Here is a 19,146-nt window from a genome sequence, read left to right as displayed (position 1 = left end):
ATATCGCTATTCATCGGTCGCAACCGGCGATGGTCAGGCCGAAGCTGGCTTCGTTGATGGCGTAGTCCATGATGTCGCCGCCATGCATCGTGAACGGGAACACACGCCAGTTGGAAAATGACGGCGACTTGATCTTGACGCGGGCGAGACGCCCGGCGGCATCGGTATGCACGGCGTAATAGAGCGACCCGCGGGCGCCTTCGACCCAGCCCAGCCCCGACCCCAGGGCGGGCAGCGTCAGGTCGGTGCGGATGGGCCCGTCCAGATTGAGCCGAGCGAGATGCTTGACCATTTCGAAACTCTGCTTGAGTTCCGCGGCGCGCACGCGAGCGCGCGCCAGGGCATCGCCACGATCGTCGGTGGGAATCTCCAGCGGGAGATCGAGATACATCGAATACGGATGATCACGCCGTAGATCGCGGTCGAGCCCGGAGGCGCGTTCCACCGGGCCGGTCGCGCCCTGGTCGTAGGCGACGTCACGCGACAACACGCCCGTCTCGATCAGGCGATCGATATAGCTCGGCGTGGATTCGAGATGCTGCAGATACTCGACTGCCTCATCGGCCAGCGTCCGCACGTCGCCCAGCGCATCGCCATCGATCGCCAGATCACGCCGCAGCCCGCCCGGCACAACGATGCCACGCAGGAAGCGGCTGCCCGTCAATTTCGCATTGATCTGCTTGGCTTTTTCTTCCAGCAACCGGCCCTGAGCGTCGCCGACATACAGTGTGGTGGTACTGGCCAGATGCGCGAAGTAATGCAGGTGGTTGTAAATTCGCTCCAGTTCGCCGAGCAGCGTCCGTATCACTTCGGCGCGCGGTGGTATCCCGGCATCGGCCATCGACTCGATCGCCCGGCAGTACGCCCAGGCGTGGGCGAAACTGCCCACCCCGGAAACCCGCTCGGCCAGCACGGTCCCCAGGGCGGGCGCCACACCTTCAAAGCGTTTTTCCAGCCCCCGATGCTTGAAGAACAGGCGCGGCTGGTAGTGCAGGATGGACTCGCCCAGGTAATAGAAAATGAACTGGGCCGACTCCATGACATCGGCGCGCACCGGCCCGAACGGCAGGCGCTGTACATCGCCATTGGCGGCGATTTCCGGCGCGTGCCAATCGCTACGCTCGAAGGTCAATGCCTGGCCCCGCGGGTGCGCCGCTTCCATCAGCGGATGTTCGGAACTTGCGCCTTCGTGCAGCACCAGAGGCGCCGATTGCGGCATGTCGTCGATTTCGAGCGCGAACAGATCGCGCATTTCGCGCTCGTACCAGCTCGCCAGCGGCACGATATCGGCCACGCTCGGCAGGTGTCCGTCGATAGGCCTGCAACACCACATCTCGAACGCCCGGCCTTTCGCCGGCGCGCACAGATACCGCACCTCGAGTTCGTCGTCGGCATCGCGCCATGCGTAGATCATCTGCAGGCGGCCCTGGTCCCGCACAAGCTGCTGGCAGCGCGCCCGCAACGCGTCGGCCGGCACCGTCATGTACTCGACTCCGTTCACGAGCCCCCCTTCGCAACCAAAGCGAACAACGCATGCAACGGCGCAGGCCACCACAGACCGAACACCAGCAACGGGATGAAGGCTAGCCACATTGCCAACACGTTGGTCCACGGCAGGCGTCGCACACGGTCGGCGCCGACCGCGCCGGGCGCGGCGTCGGTTTCATCCGTCGTGTAGTACATGCGCCGGAAATGATCGAGGAAGCCGATGAAGATCACGATCAGCAACACCAGCATGATCGCCACCGGTGCCGGCCAGCCGCCGACCCAGCCGGCGCGCAGCGTGGTGAACTCGCTGACGAACAGACCGAACGGCGGCGCACCGGTGATCGCCACCGCGCCAGCCAGCCACAGGGCCCCACCAACGGGCGTGAGCCGCAATATCTGCCGGATCCGGCTCATGTCATGCGAGCCGAACAGCAAGCCGGCATTACCGGCGCCGAAGAACATCAGCGACTTGTTCAACGAATGGTTGAGCATGTGGTAGCAGGCCGCGGCCACGCCGAATACGCCACCGAAACCGAAACCCAGCGCCACCACGCCCATGTGCTCGACGCTGGAATACGCCATCAAACGCTTGGCATCGCGCTGGCGCACGATCAGAAGAGCCGCGACCGCGAGCGAAAGCAACCCTAGCGCCACCAGTACCCCGTGCGAAAGCCGTGTCAGATGCGCCGCGTCGGCGATACGCAGCCCGCGCACGATGCCCACCATCGCGGTGTTCAGCAATGCGCCCGACAGCATCGCCGACACCGGCGTCGGGCCCTGACTGTGCGCATCCGGTAGCCAGGTGTGCATCGGCGCCAGGCCGACCTTGGTGGCATAACCGGCCAGGATCAGCAGAAAGCCCAGCGTCATGAGGACCGGATCGGCCTTGGGCGCCGCGGCGCCGAGCGCCGCCCAGGTCATGTCGTACCGGGGCCCGTATACGAAGGTGCCGGCCCAGTACCAGAACACCGTGCCCAGCAGCGCCAGCGTGATGCCCGCCGATACGATGATCAGATATTTCCAGGCCGCCTCGGTGCTTTCGGCTGAACGTTCGAACCCGACCAGGAACGTGCTCACCAGCGTCGTCAGCTCGATCGAGATCCAGTACAACCCCGGCTTGTTCATGGCCGGCGCAATAAACATGGTGAGCGCGAAACCCGCGAATAGCGCGTAAAACACCCACAGGCGATCATGATCCGCCTCGGCGCGCATGTAGCCCAGCGCATAGATCGAGGCCAGCAGATACACCACGGCCACACAGAGCAGCACCCAGCAGGCGAGCGGGTCGAGCAGCACATAGCCATGCCAGAGCGCGCCTGCATCGGCGGCGGTTGTGGCCACCAGCCCGATGGTGGCGCCCAGCGAGGCCACCGCCGACAGTACATTGATCCACTCGGACCACCGCGCGCGCCGCAGCGAAAGCGCCACCAGAATCGCCAGCGCCGGCGCGCCGAGCGTGATGGCGTAACAGATCGTCTCGCTCATCCGCGCAGCCTCCGCAGGTCCAGGCTGCTGGTGCTGCCCACGTGGGTGACGAGGTAGCGGGTCAGCACGCCGAAACAGGCGACCGCCACCAACAGATCGAACAGAATCACCAGTTCCAACAACAGCGGCATGCCCGGCACCAGGATCTGCGAGCCGAGAAAGATGCCGTTTTCCAGTACCAGCAGGCCGAGGATCTGGCTCATCGCTTCGTGCCGGACCGAGAGCATCAGAAAGCCGATCAGCTTCATCGACAGCATGACCGTCAGGGCAAGCAGAACGACCGTGTCCGGGTGCGCCAGACTGGCGCCGATATGCTCGGCCACCGCCAGCGCCAGCAGCACCAGCGCTGCGCCGATCACGAGCGCCGAGGACGGCTTGATGATTTCGTGCAGTTCGCGGTCCACGCCCATACGCCCGGTAATTCGCCAGAGCAGATACGGCAGCGCCAGACCCCGGAACAACGCGGTCAGCGCCGCCACCAGGTACAACTCGGGATAGCCGCCGTAATAGCCGACCGCTGCGGACAACAACGCGATCAGCCAGCACTGGCCGGTATAGGCCAGCAGATAGTTCTGCAGCCAGCGTGAGCCGAGCATGACGAACACCAAGATCAAGCTGGCGATTGCCAGCAAACTGAACAGCGAAGCGGCCAGCGGCGTGAAATGAATCGAGTTCACCAGCCCTCTCCTAAAACTGCTGCGCGACGATGCCGAGCACCGCCAGTAGAAAGGACGCCGCCAGCGGTTCCTGGTAACGGAAGAAACGCAACCGGGCCTGCGCCGTCTCGACCACGATGACCGCCAAGGCCACTACACCGAACTTAATCGCGATCGCGCCCACCGCCCCCGCTTCGCCGACGAGCGTGCCGACGTGCGACAACCCCCAGGGCAGCGTGAGCACGTTGCAGAAAATGGTGTAGAGGATGAATTGCTTCATCATCGAGGCCCAGCGCGCGAAGGCCATCAGCGGGCCCGAGTATTCCAACGTGCGCGCCGCGCCGATCATGTAGATCTCGATATCGGTGCTGGAGTGGATCGGCAGGCGGTCGGTTTCGACCAGCAGCAGCACGAAGAACGCACAGACAATGAAGATATGCGCCGGGCTGAAGAACACCGGCCAATGGCCGGCCAGCAGATGATTGACCGGAAACGGCAACATCGTATGCGCCAACAGCGCCACACCCGCCAGCACCAGGATCAGCGTGGGTTCCGACAGGATGCCGAGCATGGCCGAGCGGCTCGAGCCGATGCCGCCATAGGCGCTACCGGTATCCAGCCCCGACATCATCAACATGAACGAGCCGATCGACAGCACCATGCCGCCGCCCAGAATATCGCCCATGTCGGACTGCGGTAGCGGGAAGTCGGTGAGCACCGGAATCAGCATCGGCACGATGCACATGGCCGCGAACGCGACGATCGGCGTGATCAGATAGACAAACGAAGCCGATTCGGGGACGACCAGTTCCTTATGGAACAGCTTCCATAGATCGCGATACGGCTGGATCAGCGACGGACCGGTCGCACGCTGGACGCGCTCCTTGCCCCGGAGAATGAACCCCTCGAGCAATGGCGAGAGCAGCAACGCCGCGAGCACCTGGCCGATTTGCGAGACCACATCAGGCAGACTCACCCAGCGCTCCTTGCGCTGCCATGAGCCACGATGGTCTCGTCGATTGACGAAGCATATTCCAGCATCGGATGCACCTATCTTGCGATCAGATAGGAGTCATCAGCCGATGTCGGCGGTTCGAGGCGAACTCCATCGCCTATGCGTTCAGTCGCTTTTACTATTGCGCTATTCGTCGAACCCTGTCAATCGCTGTCGATCAGCGAGGCGCCGGCCTCCTCGGGTTCCCGACTCACCTCCCGTTCGCTCATCTTGGCATCATGATCGGCGAATATGCGCGCATAGATATCCCGGCCGTAGGCCGTTCGCGACGGCCGCCCGGGCCGGATACGGTGCGTGCGGGAGCCATCCTCGGATCGTTCGGCTTCCAGAAACAGAACATCCGTGCGCTCGGATTCCGAGAAAGCCAGTGCGAGTTCGTAGAAGTGGGTCACGAATACCACTTTCATCTGTTTTTCGAGCAGCACATCCACGATCTCGGCGGCGATCTCGGCGCCTTCGCGTTCGTTGGTCGCCGCGAACGACTCGTTGAACAAAATCAGGCTGCCGGGCTGGATATGTGTCACGATCTCGTCCATGCGCAGCAGTTCTTCCTCGAACTTGCCGCTGGCCATGCTGGCGTCTTCCTCACGCTTGTAGTGCGTGAACACGCCGCTACAGATATTGGCGGCAAATCTTTCCGCGGGCACGAACAGGCCAGCCTGCATCAGCAACTGCGCCAGCCCGAGGCTGCGAAGAAACGTCGATTTGCCGCCCTGATTCGCGCCGGTGACAAAAACGAGATCGTAACCGTCGGCCGCGATATCGTTGCCGACCACGGCTCGATTGGCGGTCAAACAAAGGCTGGGGTCATAGAGCCCTTGGGCCACGCGTTGTGGCGTGTCGTCGGTCCTGGGCTCGGGATAGCAGGTTGGCATGCCATGGTCTTGCAATGCGTCCAGTAGGTTCAGCGCCCCGCGATAAAAAGCCAGTTCAGTCCGCAACTGTTTGAAGAATGCGAGCACATGATCGGAGGCCTGCCCCAGCGCGTTCGCTGCCACATCGAGGCCGCGATTGCGGAGCTCTTCGAGCGCGCGAATGCCGGCCTGGTCACGCGGGTGGATTTCGAATGCATAAGTTTCCGGCTGGCGGTAGACGAGGCGTCGCAAACGCCCCCGCCGTCGCTCGGGCAGTTCCCGCAACACGAAGCCAACCCCTTTGTTGCCGGCGCCGAGTCTCGCGCTGAGCAGGATCCCGTGCTCGAACTTCAGTTCCTTGAGGTGCGCCGCGATTTCGGCCAGATAATTGTCGGAAAGTTCGTCGCGGAGCATCTTGAAGAAGCGTACAAACGCGGGCGACTCGAAAGCCTGCCCCCGTTGTTCGGCGATCTGGCGGAGTTGCCGGAGCCGATCGTGGAACATGGCCATGGTGTCGACCGCACGATGTAACAATACCGAGGCACGATCGATACTGAAATGAAACTGCTTGCGTTCTTCGTCGATGGCGTCGACGGCAAGCTCATAGAGGCGCTCGATTACCGAACGACACTGTCCGCAATCCAGCAGCACCTGCTGGCGATAACGGATCACCTCGGCGTCTATCACACTGTTCAGGATGCCGGCCTCGGCCACCGGGCGCAGGAAATCGTCACCCGCCGCCATGGCATCGAAGATCGTGTCGAGTTCGAGATCCTGGACGAGTTCGTCGGCCAGCGCCGGACGGGGCGCGTCGGGATCGAAATCTTGCTCGGGGTGCATCAGAAAGACTTTCATAGCCGTGCCTCCAATGCCTCTCGGGTAAGCCGATGCTTCTCGGCGAGCGAGCGCGCGTACGCCCGCCCATCGGGCGCCTTGCGTTGGATCTGGAACGTACGGATGGCCGGATCGTCGGTGTCCACGGTGCTGGCCATGCTCACGATGGCCTCATCGATCGTGGCCAGGTCGTCGATGAAGGTGACGCAGACGCCGGCGGCGCCGGCATCGATGAGCGATCTGAGGATCCGCTCGCCGAGATAGCGGGCGTCGTCGGTGGTCGTGGAACTGAAGATTTCGTTCATGATCACGATGCTTTCGCGATCGACGCGTTCGAGTATGGCGTGCACCCGCACCAAGTCGTCTTCCAGCTTGCCCCGCAGGTTGCGGATATCCTCGGCGCGCTCGAAATGCGCGAACAGACCGCTCCAGAACATCAGCCGGGCGCTGCCCCCCGGCACCGGGCAACCCAGCCGCGCCAGCCAATGCAATTGGCCGAACATCCGCGCAAACGTGGTCTTGCCGCCCTGGTTCGGTCCGGAGACCAGAATGATCCGCTCGGGCGGCGTCAACTCGAAGTCGTTGGTCACCACCGGCTCGTCATGCGCGACCAACTGCTTGGCCAAGGCCAGGTCGAATGTCTGTTGCGCGATGATCGCCTCGTCGGGGCCGACGATATCCGGGTAGCAGAACGCCAGCCCGGCTTTTTCGAGCGACGCGATATAGCGTCGATAATGCAGACAGAACTGCAGTTCGCGATCAATCCGTGCCACGACGTCGTCGATATAATCGGCATGCGTTTGATAGAAGGTTTCAAAACGCTCGAAGATTTTAGGGAACAGTTGCGTGACCTGCTCCAGCACACGCGTCTCGACCGTGTTCAACACGACCGACTCGGGGAATGTCTGGTGGCGTTCCTTGGCATCGCCGTGGCGGAAACGCTCGAACGTCGCCGCGATGACCTCACCGTAATCGGGCTCGTCACCAAAACGGCTCACCTCGATGCGTGGCCCGCGAATCAGCACGTCATAACGAATACTGTCGACATCGGCGAGACGCGCTTCGGTGGTTTCAGCCAGCGTGCGGAAGTCGTCCGAAGCCACATAGGCGCCGAGCCAGCTCGAAAGATCGACGAAGCCGGCCGACTCGAGGCGCGCGTCGGCCAGAGCGGACGCGAAATCCGTTACGACGGCACAATAGCGCGCCGCCGAATCCACCAGCCAGCGGATCTTTTCATGCCGATGATGCGCCTTGTCGATATGGGCCCGGCATTCGTGTACCCGGCCGACGCCGTCGGTAAACGCCTGGGCCGCGCGGCGGATCGCGTCATTCTCGAGATCCCGGAACACGGCATGCCGTTTGGACACCGTGTCGACGTTCGGCGCCGGCGTATAGAACAACGGTGTCAGCCCGTACTGATCCTGCTCGCCGACGATGGCGGCCACGACCTGATCGAGATTGAGATCGCTGAAACCCTCCGGAACATCGTCGCGACAATCATTGGCGGCTACGGCATTTTCGAACAGCAGACTGACGAACACTGCAGCCGACTCATGCGAAGATCCGCCCGACGACGCGGTCATTGCTCATCACCTCCGGCGAAGGTCGCACGCGCGCCGAGCTCGGCCTCGATCGCCATCAGACGGTTGTATTTGGCGACCCGCTCGCCTCGCGCCGGTGCGCCGGACTTGATATAGCGCGAACCGACGGCCACGGCGAGATCGGCTATGAAATCGTCCGTCGTTTCGCCGCTGCGATGCGAGACCATCGTCTCCCAGCCGGCGCCGTGGGCCAGCGCGACGGCATCACAGGTTTCGGAAACAGTGCCGACCTGGTTGAGCTTGATCAGCACCGCGTTGGCGCATTGCAAGTGGATGCCGCGTTCGATATAGGTCGATTGGGTGACGAAGATATCGTCGCCGACCAGAGTCAGCCGATCGCCGAGCTGGCGCTTGAGTCGCTGCCAACCCGCCCAGTCATCCTCGTGCAAACCGTCTTCCAGCAGCCGGATCGGGTAGTCCGCGGCCAGATCCTCGTAGTATTCGATCAGTTCGTCCGCGGTCAGTGACCGCTCTTCCGCCGCCAGTTCATAATGATGCTCTGGACGGAGTTCGCTGGCGGCCGCGTCGAAGGCCAGCGACACGTCCCGGCCCGGTCGCAAGCCGGCGTTTTCGATCGCGCCGAGCAACCAGTCCAGCGGCTGCCGGTTGGATTGAACCGCCGGCGCGAACCCGCCTTCGTCGCCCACGCCGGTACCGATGCCCTGCTCTTTCAGCATGGCCTTGAGTTGGCGATAGATATCGGTCGCCCAGCGCAGCGCCTCGGCAAAGCTGGCCGCCCCATGCGGCATCGCCATGTATTCCTGGAAATCGGCCCCCTGCCAGGCGGCGTGCGCGCCACCATTGAGGACGTTGAAGGATGGAATCGGCAATCGGTGACAGTCCTCGCCGCCCAGATGGCGGTATAGCGGCACCTCGGCTGCCCTCGCCCCGGCCCGTGCCACGGCCATCGACACGCCCAGAATGGCGTTGGCGCCGAGGCGCGACTTGTTATCCGTGCCGTCCAGCGCCACAAGCCGATCATCGATCGCGCGCTGCTCGGCAACCGACATGCCGATCAATGCCTCCCGGATTTCGTCCTGGACGGCCCCGACCGCGCCGAGCACACCGCGACCGTCGAAGCGCTCGGGATCGTTGTCGCGCAACTCGGCGGCTTCGTGGCCTCCCGTGGAGGCGCCGGCCGGAACGCTGGCCGTCGTGGTATGGCCGTGGTTCGTCGTGCAGATCACCTCAATGGTCGGCTGTCCGCGCGAATCGAGAATTTCGCGGGCCTTGAGGTCTTCAATCGTTGTCGTCATGAGTCGTCCTTGAGAAGCAGATTGAATATTTCGTTTGGCGTATGCGTCACACGATATGCAGATAAATGCCGAGCACGCTCACCGCACCGCCGCCGAGCATCATCACGACCGTCCAGATCAGCCCGCTGCCGTGCACGGCCCGGGCGACCAGAGCGCCCAGCAAGCCGAGACCAATCACCGCCATGGCCAGTGCCCATAGACCGCTGGCATCCAGCACCGCGGCCACAAGCAAGGGCGCGCCGGAACCCACGAACGCACAAACGCCGGCGATCGAGGCCACCAGCCCCGCTTCGCGGGCCACGGCCCGACCCTGGCGCGACGTCGCCATACGCCCCGGTGCCAGCACGTTGAGTTGCATATCGGCGTGTTCGAGCTCCTGGCGAAGCTGGGTGTACTCGGCAACGAACAGCATGAAGATGCTGGCTACGGCGGTCGCGACCGCGATGCGCACCGACAGCGATAGCGTCATCGGTTCGGTATGGCCATGCAGGCGATTGGCGGCCAGCATCAAAGCATTCAGGATGCCGTCGGATAGACCGAGTGCGACGGGCAACAGCAAACGACGGTGCCGTTGCTTCATCTTGATCGCGGAACACGTTCAACGATCCGATCGCCCGCCACCAATTCATCGGTGCTGTGCACGACGGCCCCGGTACCATTGATCGCATCGACCAGTGCGACGTAATCGATACGCTCCCCGATGACCGTGACCTCCATGCCGACGGTTTCGACATCGATCTCGGTCACGGTGATATTGACGGCTTCGACACCGGGCGCGGCCTCGATGGCTGCGGCGATTTCCGTCATATCGGGGCGGCTGCGTGCCTTATCGACATCGAGCATCACGCGACGCAGATTCATGGGTTTCGTTTCCCTTGTCGTTCAGTGGCCGTCTCGTGCAATCGGGCGCCGTCGGAGCGCGGCAAACCGGCGGCCGGCCTGCCGGCCGCCGGGCCACTTCGATCACGGATATCGCCCATCGCCCGGGGTGGCATCGAGCACGGCCACGGTCCATCCGCCCGTATCACGCTGCAGACAATTCCAGCAGCCGGTGGACTGCGGGATATCTTCAGGGTTGGACGCCAGATCTGGCGCGAGCGTCGCAAGCAACGCGCGATTGCTTGCGTCGTGACCGACGATGGCGATCGTCGCACCAACGGACTCGGCCACGAGGTCATCGAAGGCCTGTGTCACCCGCGCACTCAGCGCCTCCCAGCTTTCCACGCCCGGCGCGGACTCGATCGATCCATAGCGATCAATGACTTCGGAGCGCTCGACCCCGGTCCATTCGCTATAATCCCGGTCGTTGAGCCCCTCGACGGGTTCCACACGCAGGCCGACGGCACGGGCCACCGGCTCGGCCGTATGGACCGCCCGCTTTAACGGGCTCGCCAGAACGCGGGAAAGGTTGACCTCGGCAAACAGCGCGCCCAAAGCCTCGGCCTGGGCGCGCCCGGCATCATCCAGTTCGAGATCGCTACGCCCGCGCAGACGATCGGATACGTTGTGCGCGGTGCGGCCGTGGCGCATGAGATAGACCGTTGCGACCCCATTGATTTCAGCATCTGCGTTCATCGCCGGCCGCCTCGCCGACGTACGCGTCGTGCCGCTGTGGAACGAACCGGGATGGGTTGCAGCGCCGCTTGTTCGGGCTGCTCGGGAACCAGCCAGCGCGTCGCTCGATCACGCCACTGTGACAGACGGTTTCCCAGGTTTCTGATACGTAATGCCATGACTCCTATCTCCATTAAAGGAACGGATCAGGAGTCATCAGCCCCGGCCGAGCGGAGCGGTTCCAGGCGAACTCCATCGCCTTCGCGTCGCGGATCACACGCCCACTACGCGACCAACGGATCGCGCGGCCAGCCATCACCGGCACGCGCTCTATAGCTCAGTGGCCGAACTCCCAGTACTCGATGGTTCGGCGTATGCAGAACACGTGTAGCTTCTCCTCTTCCACGGCACGCATGAGTTCATCGGCCTTGTCGCCGTCGAGCACAAACATCAGCTCCTCCGGCTCATCGGCCAGCTCGAAGAAGTGTGCGGAATGGGTATGCCCGCTGGCGCCCGTACCCTCGGCATCCACACGGCGCGTATGGCGCTTGATGTCATGCGATTTGGCGATGCCGGCGACCGCGTCGAGCACCGGTTTGCCGTGATGACGGCGTGATCGCGGCGCCATGAAGATGACTTCGAATCCTTTCATTGCCCACCTCCGAAAAGTTGGCGCAGAAGCGCAAACGAGGCCATGCCGAGCCCCACCATGCACAGCGAGCCGACGACGTGAACCACGATGCCGGCAAAGCCCCAGATGAAGCGACCGGCTTGCAACTCGCTGAATACCTCACCGGAAAATGTCGAGAACGTGGTCAGCGCACCGAGAAACCCCGTAACGACGAACAAGCGCCAGAACGACGACAGCTCGGGGATGGCCGAGAAGGTCGCGATTGCCAAACCGATCAAAAAAGCGCCAAGCAGATTCGCCGCCAAGGTCCCGGGCGGCAGATCCGGCAGATAAGCGTTCAGAGCGATGCCCAGCAACCAGCGTATATTCGCGCCAATGGCTGCACCGGCAGCGATCGCGAGAATCGAATAAATGATCGGCATTGTCTTGTCCTGCTCGTATTCCGCGCCATCCTCAGACTCGATGGTCTGGCCTTGAGAGTGATGTCTTTCGGGTTCGTATTCCGAGTGATCGAGATCGTAGGATTCCGACGGGCTCATCGAGCGATCACTCCGCAGCGCTCAGGGACGACCGGCATCGCGGGGAATACATGGCCGGCAGCCCATCGGGCGCCCGGTCCCGAGTCGCTTGAACGCAAGCGGTTCAGCGACGGCGATAGCCGGGTCAGCGCAATATCGGGATAGGCCCTCGCCAGTCGATCGAACAGCCGCGGAGCCGGATCGATCCTGGCCGAGAACAGGCGTAGCACAAAAGCGAGGGGCGCCAATACGCGAGCGCCTAGCAGGGACGACAACACTCCTACCTCCAACACGTGGATTGAATAGGAGTCATCAGCCTCGGATATGAGGCAATTCAAGGCGAACTCCATCGCCTTTAGTTGTACGACTGAAATATGTCGCCGGAGGCAGAGGATGTCAAGAAACCCCGCAATGCAGGGTGGCCACCCGTATCAATGACGAATGAATATAGCGGGGCACGAAGTTGGATCAGGCCGAGCCCGGCGCCGGCCGTCACCCATGGGTGGCGGCTACCCACCGCATCGCATGTCGATTCCGGGCGATCAGCTCGGCCGCCGGCGATACGCGACGATCGAGTCGGCGATGTCGTCGGCCAGTTGTTGGACGGCGGAACTCGCGACTGCACGCTGGGCATAGGAACGCAAGCCCATGACCTCGGCCTGCAGGCGTCGCCCGAGCCGCGTCGGATCCTGCTCCGGCCCCAGTTCGCCGCGCATCTGTGCGGTGCGAAACGCTTCGACAAACTGCTGTTCCATGGCCGCCAGCCAGTGATCGGCCTTGTTTCCGGCGAGCGACGCCCGGTCGCCGAGTTCGAGCAGACTCTTGACCAGTAGACAGGCCCGGCTGGGTACCGTGGGCTCGCGTAACGCCCCGAGCGCACGTACGTAGGCGGCGAGCCCGTCGATCGGCGAGGCGTAGCACGCCCGCTGTTTTTCCAGATCCTCGATTCCGAGGGCCGCATAGCGGTCCAGCGCCGCTTCGAACAGCGCCTGCTTGCTTCCAAATGCCGCGTAAATACTGCCGGGCCGCATATCGAGGGCGTGCTCCAGATCCTTGAGCGACGTGGCGTGAAAGCCCTGTTGCCAGAACAGGTTTACCGCCTTGTCGAGACTCTGCTCGCGGTCATACAGCCGTTGTCTTGGCATGGCGTCATTCCGGGCTCGTTCACGGAGCCTACGTGGCAAGAAATCTGGCGCAAATCTTAACTTGAGTGATCACTCAATTACGAGTATGGTTTCAACCACTGGCCGGCCTCGACAGGAAAAGCGCGAGGCCGGGAACGCATCAACCCGAAAAGGATCGGCCATGAGCGACTTCACACTGCACGACAAGACCACCGCCCCCGAGGCCAGCCAACCCCTGCTCCAGAACTCGCTGGATGGATTCGGGATGATTCCGAATCTGCATGCGGTGATGGCCGAAGCGCCCGGTCTGCTGGCGGGATATCAGCAGCTGCATCAGCTATTCACCGAGACCAGCTTCGATGCCGACGAACAGACCGTGGTCTGGCAGAGCATCAACGTGGAACACGCGTGTCACTACTGTGTGCCCGCGCACACGGGCATTGCCAAGCAGATGAACGTGGACGACGACATCACCGAGGCGCTGCGCAACGAAACCGCCCTGCCCACGGCCAAACTGGAAGCGCTGCGCGACTTCACGCTCAGCGTGGTGCGTGAGCGCGGTCGCGTCGGCGAGGATGCGGTGCAACGTTTCCTCGATGCCGGCTATACCAGGCGCCAGGTTCTGGAGGTGGTGCTCGGTGTCGCGCAGAAGACCATGAGCAACTACGTGAATCACCTGGCCGAAACGCCGGTCGACAAGCCGTTTCAGAAGTTCGAATGGCACAAGGCCGGATAAAGCGAACGACCCCCGCCCGGGTCGCGACGCGTCCCGGGCCATCGGTCCCCGCGCCGGGCGGCGTTAGCGGGCGCGGCCGGGGCGACACGGTGCCCCGCCGTGGCCCGGATTCGCTACCGGCCCCCGGCCATCATCGCTGCCGGCCGGGCCGCCACGCTGCGGCGGCTTTCCAATACCGTGCCGCACAGGAAGCCGACGGTGCATATCGCCAGGCCCCAGACGTTGATGCCGAGATCCTCGGCATAGGTGCCCGTGCCGATATCGACAAACGACGGGAACACCGTGATGCCGCTGAAGACATCCACGGCCTTGAGCACGCCGATCGCCAGGCCGGGCCAGATCGCGAAGTAGAAACTCCAGGGCCCGACCCGCGGCAGCCAGGCCAGCAGAAAGATCGGCGCCAGGCCCATGATGGCCGTGCCGCTGATCGTGGTCGCCGCAATCACGGCCGGCCCGACGCCTTTGATGTAGAGGCTCAGGAGCGGCAGATTGCCGAGGGTCGCGATGAGGGCCATGGCCCAGCGACCGCGACACACCTGGGCCTCGGTGCATTCGCCCGTACGGTGCGGCCAGTCGCGGGCGACGAACTTCGCGCTCGAGCTGAACGTCGAATCCAGGGTCGAGCCGGCACTGGTCAGCATCACGGCATTGAACAACAGCGCCATCCACAGGCCGATCGCGGCCGGCACGGCCACGGCGACCGGCGCATTACCCGGCACGCCGGCTGCCAGCGCATAGACCCCGGCCAGGCTGAACAAGGCGATCAGCAGGCCGCCCAGGATCGCGGCAATGACGAATGCGCGCATCATGCTGGCCGGCCGACTGAGAAAGGCGCGATCCGTGAGCACCGGATCATGAAAGCCGTAGCTCAGGCACTGCACCAGCGCGAGCGCCAGAAAGGTCAGGCCGCCGGCCTGCATGGTCGGCGTGACACCGCCGTTGCTCACGGTCGGGAAACCGTGTTCGGCAAACCCGGGGATGAGCACGGCCAGTGTCGCGACCAACAATACCGCGAGCAGAAACGTCTGCATGGCATCGGTGAGAATGCTCGATCGCAAGCCGCCGCGCAGGCTGTAGTAGGCGGTGAACGCAGTCATCACGATCGCCGCCGTCCAGTACGACGGGCTGCCCTCGGGGCCGAAGAACTGCGACGTCACCTTGGTGTTCGACCACACCTCGTTGAACAGGCGAATGGCGATCACGATCATGAAGATCCTGGCGGCGGCGGCGCCATATCGGGAACGCAGGAACTGCGGCAGCGAGGTATACCCGCCCCGGGTGCGCATGAAATAGACCGCGGCGCCGACGACGATGAAGCTCAACCAGTACGACCCGTAGGCGATGCCGCCGATCACGCCGTAGCTGGCCGACAGGCCCATGGCGTTGTATACACTTTTGGCCATGACCCAGCTCATCGCCGCACTTACGCCAAGAAGCCAGGCGCCGGGTGGCACACCGCGCGCCGATCCCCCACCGAAAAATTGTGCCGCGCTGGTCGCGCGTGGTGTCATGATCCAGATCAGTACCGCATAAGCGGCCAATACCAGCCAGGGGGCCCACAGGGTCGTGCTCACATCGATTCTCCGGAAAGGTCTGCGTCGTGCTTCGCGCAAGCAATGAGTCGTCAACGGCCGAACGAATCTTACGTACGGCGGTTGCAGCAACCCCGGCCGAACCCCATTCTGCCGGCACCCGTTGATGAGTGACGCCATGCGCCCGAGCAGCGATTCCACGCCGTCCGCCGCAGAGTACTGGCTGCAACGCCATGGCGATGCGCTCTATGCCTTCGCCCTGGCCCGTGTGTTCGACCGCGCGAGCGCCGAGGATCTGGTGCAGGACACCCTGCTCGCGGCACTTCGCCAGCAAGACAGCTTTCGGGCCGATTCCAGCGAGCGCAGCTGGCTGATCGGCATCCTCAAGCACAAGTGCATCGACGAGATACGCCGGCGCGCGCGCTCGGCGCGTGCCCGGGAGCCCCATGCCGACGACGTGGAAGCACAGCTGTTCCGGCCCGACGGTCGCTGGCGCGAACCGCCGGCCGCCTGGGCGGACGAACCGCTGCAACAGCTCCAGCGCGAGGCCTTCATCACCGCGCTGGGGCGTTGTCTGGACGGCGTGCCCGAGGCGCAGCGCGACTCCTTCGTCATGCGCGAACTGCACGGCCTCGATGCCGACGCGGCCAGCGCGCAGATGGGGGTGACACCGAACAATCTTTATGTATTGTTGCACCGGGCCCGGCTGCGGTTGCGGCGGTGCCTGGAAAGGAGTGGTTTCATGGCGGAGCGTGTTCGATGATGGGGCTTCCAACATGCCGCGAAGTGGCGGCTGAGCTGTCGCGGGAACACGACGTACCCGGGTTTCATCCCCGGTCGCGCCCGATGAAACTGCATTTGCTGATGTGCCGCGACTGTCGTCGTTACGCCCGGCAACTGGCCTGGATGCAGCAAGCGCTCACCCTGGCGCGAAGCGCCGATGTTGCCACGCCCGGACTCCCGGCCGCCGCCCGCGCCCGGATCCGAAACCGGCTGCGCAACGAACACCCGCGCCCGCCGGTGTAAGTTTCGTCGCGCCGGAACGACTCATCCCAAAGAGCGGCTATCGGGCGAAACCGTAGCCAGCACCGGGCCCGGCCCGGTACGCGATCCGCCTGGCGAACAACTGCAAGGGTGAACCCAGCATGCACGAGACCAAACCGCAGCTCACCGTGACCGACTTCCCGGCTATCCGGCGCCGACCGTTGCAGACGCTGCAGATGAATCTCGGCTATTTGTGCAATATCGCCTGCACCCACTGCCATGTGGCGGCCGGCCCGAAGCGGACCGAATTGATGGACCGCGACACTATCGAGGTCGCGATCGCGTTTCTGCGCGCCCATCGCATCCAGACGCTGGACGTAACCGGCGGTTCGCCGGAAATGAATCCGCACTTTCGCGACCTGGTGCGCAGCGCGCGGGCCATGGGTGTGCACGTCATGGACCGCTGCAACCCCACCATTGTCAACGAACCCGGCTACGAGTGGGTCGCCGATTTTCTGGCCTCACAGCAGGTCGAGGTGATCGCCTCCCTGCCCTGCTATACCGAGGAAACGGTCGACCGTCAGCGCGGCAAATCCGTGTTCCAGCGCAGCATCACCGCCCTCAAGACGCTCAACGGACTCGGCTACGGCCAGCCCGGCAGCGGCCTGACGCTCAACCTGGTCTACAACCCCGCCGGCCCGCAGCTGCCGCCGCCGCAGCAGGCGCTGGAGGCAGACTACCGGCAGCACCTGCGTGACGAACACGGCATCGAGTTCAACCGCCTGTTCACGCTCGCCAACATGCCGATCAAGCGCTTCGGCAGCATTCTGTTGTCGAAACATCAGTTCGGCGACTACATGACGCTACTCAAGAATGCCTATCGCCCGGACAATCTGGCCGACGTCATGTGCCGGGATCTTGTCAGCGTGGACTGGCGCGGCCATGTCTACGACTGCGACTTCAACCAGATGCTGGACATGCCACTGGGCGCCGCGGGCGAAGGCGCCATCCACCTGCGCGACCTGCTCGATACCGATCTGGCCAACACGCCGATCCGGGTCGCCGATCACTGCTACGGCTGCACCGCCGGCCAGGGCAGCAGTTGCGGCGGCGCGCTGAGCGGTGCGGCCTGACCCGGCTGCAGGCCCGGATCGCCCGCGCCTCTGGCGGCGGAGTCGCCGCACCCGCTGTTTGCAACAACTGCGGACGTCGCCACGTAATCCGAACGTCATCACTTCTGGAGCCAAGCCATGAAACCCGCAGTCAAACTGGAATCCACCCTCACGTGTCCGGAATGCGGTCATCGCGAGACTTGGGCCTGTTGATGTTTCATACGAGCCCGCGCCAAGCGCTGTTTTGCGGCAAGACGAGGCGTAGCGAACGTGGCGTAGTCGTTCTACGCGAGAGAGCTACAACGCTGGATTGCCGCAAAACAGCGCTTGTCCCGAAGGGTTGGGCCGCAAATCGCGCCCGGCGGCGTTGCAAGTCTGGATCGTGGCACGCCACGACGCGGCGACTTGCGCCTTGCCGGACACGATTTGCGGACGCCAACGCGGCGCTCGTACGAAACATCAACAGGCCCTAAACCATGCCCACCGACAGCTGCCAGTTCTTTTACCAGTGCCCCGCCTGCGGTCGCGTGCTCAAGCCGAAGCCGGGCGACTGCTGTGTTTTCTGTTCGTTCGGCACCGTCCCCTGCCCGTCCCGGCAGTAACCGCCGACCACATCATCGCAGGGAATCCTCATGCACGTCTGGTTTCAGAAAGCCCTCGACCTGGTCCATCCCGCCCGCGGCGTGACGCAGGTTCGGCGATCCGCCGAAGAACAGCGTGCGGCAGATCAGGCGGCCGGGCAGCTGACGCTGTATCACTTCCGCTCCTGCCCCCATTGCCTGCGGGCGCGGCGAGCCGTGCACCGTCTCAATATTCCCATCGCCCTGCGTGATATCCACATCGACCCGGCCGCCCACCGGGCGCTGCTCGCCGGTGGCGGCCGCCCGACCGTGCCCTGTCTCTACATCGACGATCCGGCCGGAGGCGACTGGCTCTATGAGTCCGCCGACATCATCGACGATCTGAATCGACGCTTCGCCCCGGCGCGGGGCAGGCGATGACCGCGGGCGGGCCGGCTCGGCCACAGGCCGGTTTGTCGACCGGCGCATGGCGAGGCAACAGGCCCGTCACCCATGCCTGGCATCGGACCGCTCAACATCTTCGGACGGTTCTCGGCGTGCTCGGATCGGTGCTTGCAGTGCTCCCCGCAACGCCGGCCGCTGCGGCGCCCACCGTCATGATCGGGCGCTTCGCCCCCGGCAGCCTGGCGGCCTGGGAACATAAATCCTTCAAGGGCGAGACGCATTATCGCCTCGTCGGACACGGCGACGCGCGAGCGCTCGAGGCGACCTGCGAGGCCAGCGCTTCGGCGATCGCACTGCGCCACAAGGTGGATCTGCGACGAAAGCCCATACTGCGCTGGGAATGGCGCGTGGACCACATCTACCCAGGGCTGGACGGGACCACGCGCGCCGGCGACGACTATGCGGCCCGGGTTTACGTGATCCACGACGGCGGGGTCATGCTCTGGCGCACGCGCGCGGTCAACTATGTCTGGGCCAACAGCGAGCCGCGCGGCGCGCACTGGCCGAACGCCTTCACCGATAAGGCGATGATGGTGGCCGTCCAGTCCGGGCCGCCGGCCGATCCGGGCGCCTGGGTGGCCGAATCGCGCAATGTCCGCGCCGATTTCAAGCGCTTCTATGGCCTTGACCTGGACCAAATCGACGGCGTGGCCCTGATGACCGACTGCGACAACAGCGGCCGTTCGGGGCGGGCCGAGTATCGCAACATCCGTTTCACGGCCCACTAGCCGCATACCGCGA

At 63.9% G+C, this 19,146-nt stretch carries 21 protein-coding genes and 3 riboswitches; of the genes, 7 read left to right on the top strand and 14 right to left on the bottom strand.

The features are described from left to right. Positions 1-10: 10 nt before the first annotated feature. The 13 genes from ACS8YF_RS05045 to ACS8YF_RS04985 all read right to left on the bottom strand — a co-directional run bounded on the left by ACS8YF_RS05045 (position 11) and on the right by ACS8YF_RS04985 (position 13,037). Positions 11-1,501 carry a hydrogenase large subunit gene (locus ACS8YF_RS05045; RefSeq protein WP_440849131.1) on the bottom strand — a complete coding sequence of 497 codons (1,491 nt, stop codon included), beginning with the start codon at positions 1,499-1,501 and terminating at the stop codon, positions 11-13. After that, entirely contained in the window at positions 1,498-2,973 is a 1,476-nt protein-coding gene (locus tag ACS8YF_RS05040) for a proton-conducting transporter transmembrane domain-containing protein (RefSeq protein WP_440849130.1), read from the bottom strand. The genes ACS8YF_RS05045 and ACS8YF_RS05040 overlap by 4 nt, the downstream gene beginning before the upstream one ends. Then, positions 2,970-3,650, bottom strand: coding sequence for a hydrogenase (locus tag ACS8YF_RS05035; protein ID WP_440849129.1), 681 nt, complete (start codon positions 3,648-3,650; stop codon positions 2,970-2,972). Before ACS8YF_RS05035 ends, ACS8YF_RS05040 begins: the two co-directional genes overlap by 4 nt. 10 nt (positions 3,651-3,660) lie before the next feature. After that, positions 3,661-4,605: a respiratory chain complex I subunit 1 family protein gene (locus ACS8YF_RS05030; protein ID WP_440849128.1), complete on the bottom strand. Its 945-nt coding sequence runs from the start codon at positions 4,603-4,605 to the stop codon at positions 3,661-3,663. Between the two features lie 83 nt (positions 4,606-4,688). Continuing rightward, positions 4,689-4,751: riboswitch (Fluoride riboswitch) on the bottom strand. A gap of 36 nt (positions 4,752-4,787) precedes the next feature. Continuing rightward, on the bottom strand, positions 4,788-6,353 hold the full coding sequence (locus tag ACS8YF_RS05025; RefSeq protein ID WP_440849127.1) for a MutS-related protein: 1,566 nt from the start codon (positions 6,351-6,353) through the stop codon (positions 4,788-4,790). Next, a complete protein-coding gene (locus tag ACS8YF_RS05020) occupies positions 6,350-7,915 on the bottom strand; it encodes a MutS-related protein (protein WP_440849126.1) in 1,566 nt (521 codons plus the stop codon). The genes ACS8YF_RS05025 and ACS8YF_RS05020 overlap by 4 nt, the downstream gene beginning before the upstream one ends. Further along, positions 7,912-9,189: a phosphopyruvate hydratase gene (gene eno, locus ACS8YF_RS05015; protein WP_440849125.1), complete on the bottom strand. Its 1,278-nt coding sequence runs from the start codon at positions 9,187-9,189 to the stop codon at positions 7,912-7,914. The genes ACS8YF_RS05020 and eno overlap by 4 nt, the downstream gene beginning before the upstream one ends. A 46-nt stretch (positions 9,190-9,235) precedes the next feature. Continuing rightward, a complete protein-coding gene (locus ACS8YF_RS05010; RefSeq protein WP_440849124.1) occupies positions 9,236-9,769 on the bottom strand; it encodes a hypothetical protein in 534 nt (177 codons plus the stop codon). Beyond that, entirely contained in the window at positions 9,766-10,050 is a 285-nt protein-coding gene (locus ACS8YF_RS05005; protein WP_440849123.1) for a DUF211 domain-containing protein, read from the bottom strand. The genes ACS8YF_RS05010 and ACS8YF_RS05005 overlap by 4 nt, the downstream gene beginning before the upstream one ends. A 102-nt stretch (positions 10,051-10,152) precedes the next feature. Further along, positions 10,153-10,764, bottom strand: coding sequence for a histidine phosphatase family protein (locus ACS8YF_RS05000; protein WP_440849122.1), 612 nt, complete (start codon positions 10,762-10,764; stop codon positions 10,153-10,155). A gap of 179 nt (positions 10,765-10,943) precedes the next feature. Continuing rightward, positions 10,944-11,012: riboswitch (Fluoride riboswitch) on the bottom strand. Positions 11,013-11,080: 68 nt separating this feature from the next. Beyond that, the gene (locus ACS8YF_RS04995) at positions 11,081-11,395 is read right to left on the bottom strand and encodes a DUF190 domain-containing protein (protein ID WP_440849121.1); all 315 of its coding nucleotides are present in this window, start codon (positions 11,393-11,395) and stop codon (positions 11,081-11,083) included. After that, the gene (crcB, locus tag ACS8YF_RS04990) at positions 11,392-11,913 is read right to left on the bottom strand and encodes a fluoride efflux transporter CrcB (RefSeq protein ID WP_440849120.1); all 522 of its coding nucleotides are present in this window, start codon (positions 11,911-11,913) and stop codon (positions 11,392-11,394) included. Before crcB ends, ACS8YF_RS04995 begins: the two co-directional genes overlap by 4 nt. 275 nt (positions 11,914-12,188) lie before the next feature. Continuing rightward, positions 12,189-12,255, bottom strand: a riboswitch (Fluoride riboswitch). 179 nt (positions 12,256-12,434) lie between these two features. Continuing rightward, the gene (locus ACS8YF_RS04985) at positions 12,435-13,037 is read right to left on the bottom strand and encodes a TetR/AcrR family transcriptional regulator (RefSeq protein WP_440849119.1); all 603 of its coding nucleotides are present in this window, start codon (positions 13,035-13,037) and stop codon (positions 12,435-12,437) included. Positions 13,038-13,197: 160 nt separating this feature from the next. Here ACS8YF_RS04985 and ACS8YF_RS04980 point away from each other — a divergent pair, with 160 nt between their 5' ends. Beyond that, a complete protein-coding gene (locus ACS8YF_RS04980) occupies positions 13,198-13,752 on the top strand; it encodes a carboxymuconolactone decarboxylase family protein (RefSeq protein ID WP_440849118.1) in 555 nt (184 codons plus the stop codon). Between the two features lie 113 nt (positions 13,753-13,865). Here ACS8YF_RS04980 and ACS8YF_RS04975 read toward each other — a convergent pair whose 3' ends face one another. Then, positions 13,866-15,326 carry a Na+/proline symporter gene (locus tag ACS8YF_RS04975; protein WP_440849117.1) on the bottom strand — a complete coding sequence of 487 codons (1,461 nt, stop codon included), beginning with the start codon at positions 15,324-15,326 and terminating at the stop codon, positions 13,866-13,868. Between the two features lie 124 nt (positions 15,327-15,450). Between ACS8YF_RS04975 and ACS8YF_RS04970 the strand changes: the two genes are divergently transcribed. The 6 genes from ACS8YF_RS04970 (at position 15,451) to ACS8YF_RS04945 (ending at position 19,133) form a co-directional block, all read left to right on the top strand. After that, positions 15,451-16,047 carry a sigma-70 family RNA polymerase sigma factor gene (locus ACS8YF_RS04970; protein WP_440849116.1) on the top strand — a complete coding sequence of 199 codons (597 nt, stop codon included), beginning with the start codon at positions 15,451-15,453 and terminating at the stop codon, positions 16,045-16,047. Positions 16,048-16,130: 83 nt separating this feature from the next. Then, positions 16,131-16,310: a hypothetical protein gene (locus ACS8YF_RS04965; RefSeq protein ID WP_440849115.1), complete on the top strand. Its 180-nt coding sequence runs from the start codon at positions 16,131-16,133 to the stop codon at positions 16,308-16,310. Between the two features lie 119 nt (positions 16,311-16,429). Continuing rightward, positions 16,430-17,401 (top strand): arsenosugar biosynthesis radical SAM (seleno)protein ArsS, encoded by a 972-nt coding sequence (gene arsS / locus ACS8YF_RS04960; protein WP_440849114.1) that lies wholly within the window; start codon positions 16,430-16,432, stop codon positions 17,399-17,401. A 455-nt stretch (positions 17,402-17,856) separates the two neighbouring features. Beyond that, positions 17,857-17,982: a GDCCVxC domain-containing (seleno)protein gene (locus ACS8YF_RS04955; protein WP_440849113.1), complete on the top strand. Its 126-nt coding sequence runs from the start codon at positions 17,857-17,859 to the stop codon at positions 17,980-17,982. Between the two features lie 30 nt (positions 17,983-18,012). Further along, complete coding sequence (locus tag ACS8YF_RS04950; protein ID WP_440849112.1) at positions 18,013-18,381, top strand: glutaredoxin family protein; 369 nt, start codon at positions 18,013-18,015, stop codon at positions 18,379-18,381. Positions 18,382-18,557: 176 nt separating this feature from the next. Continuing rightward, on the top strand, positions 18,558-19,133 hold the full coding sequence (locus ACS8YF_RS04945) for a DUF3047 domain-containing protein (RefSeq protein ID WP_440849111.1): 576 nt from the start codon (positions 18,558-18,560) through the stop codon (positions 19,131-19,133). The last annotated feature ends 13 nt before the right edge of the window (positions 19,134-19,146 follow it).

Source organism: Salinisphaera sp. SWV1, from assembly GCF_052044155.1.
Lineage (GTDB): Bacteria > Pseudomonadota > Gammaproteobacteria > Nevskiales > Salinisphaeraceae > Salinisphaera.
Note: the sequence above shows the minus strand (reverse complement) of the source record. Positions and strands in the feature narration are given on the sequence as shown.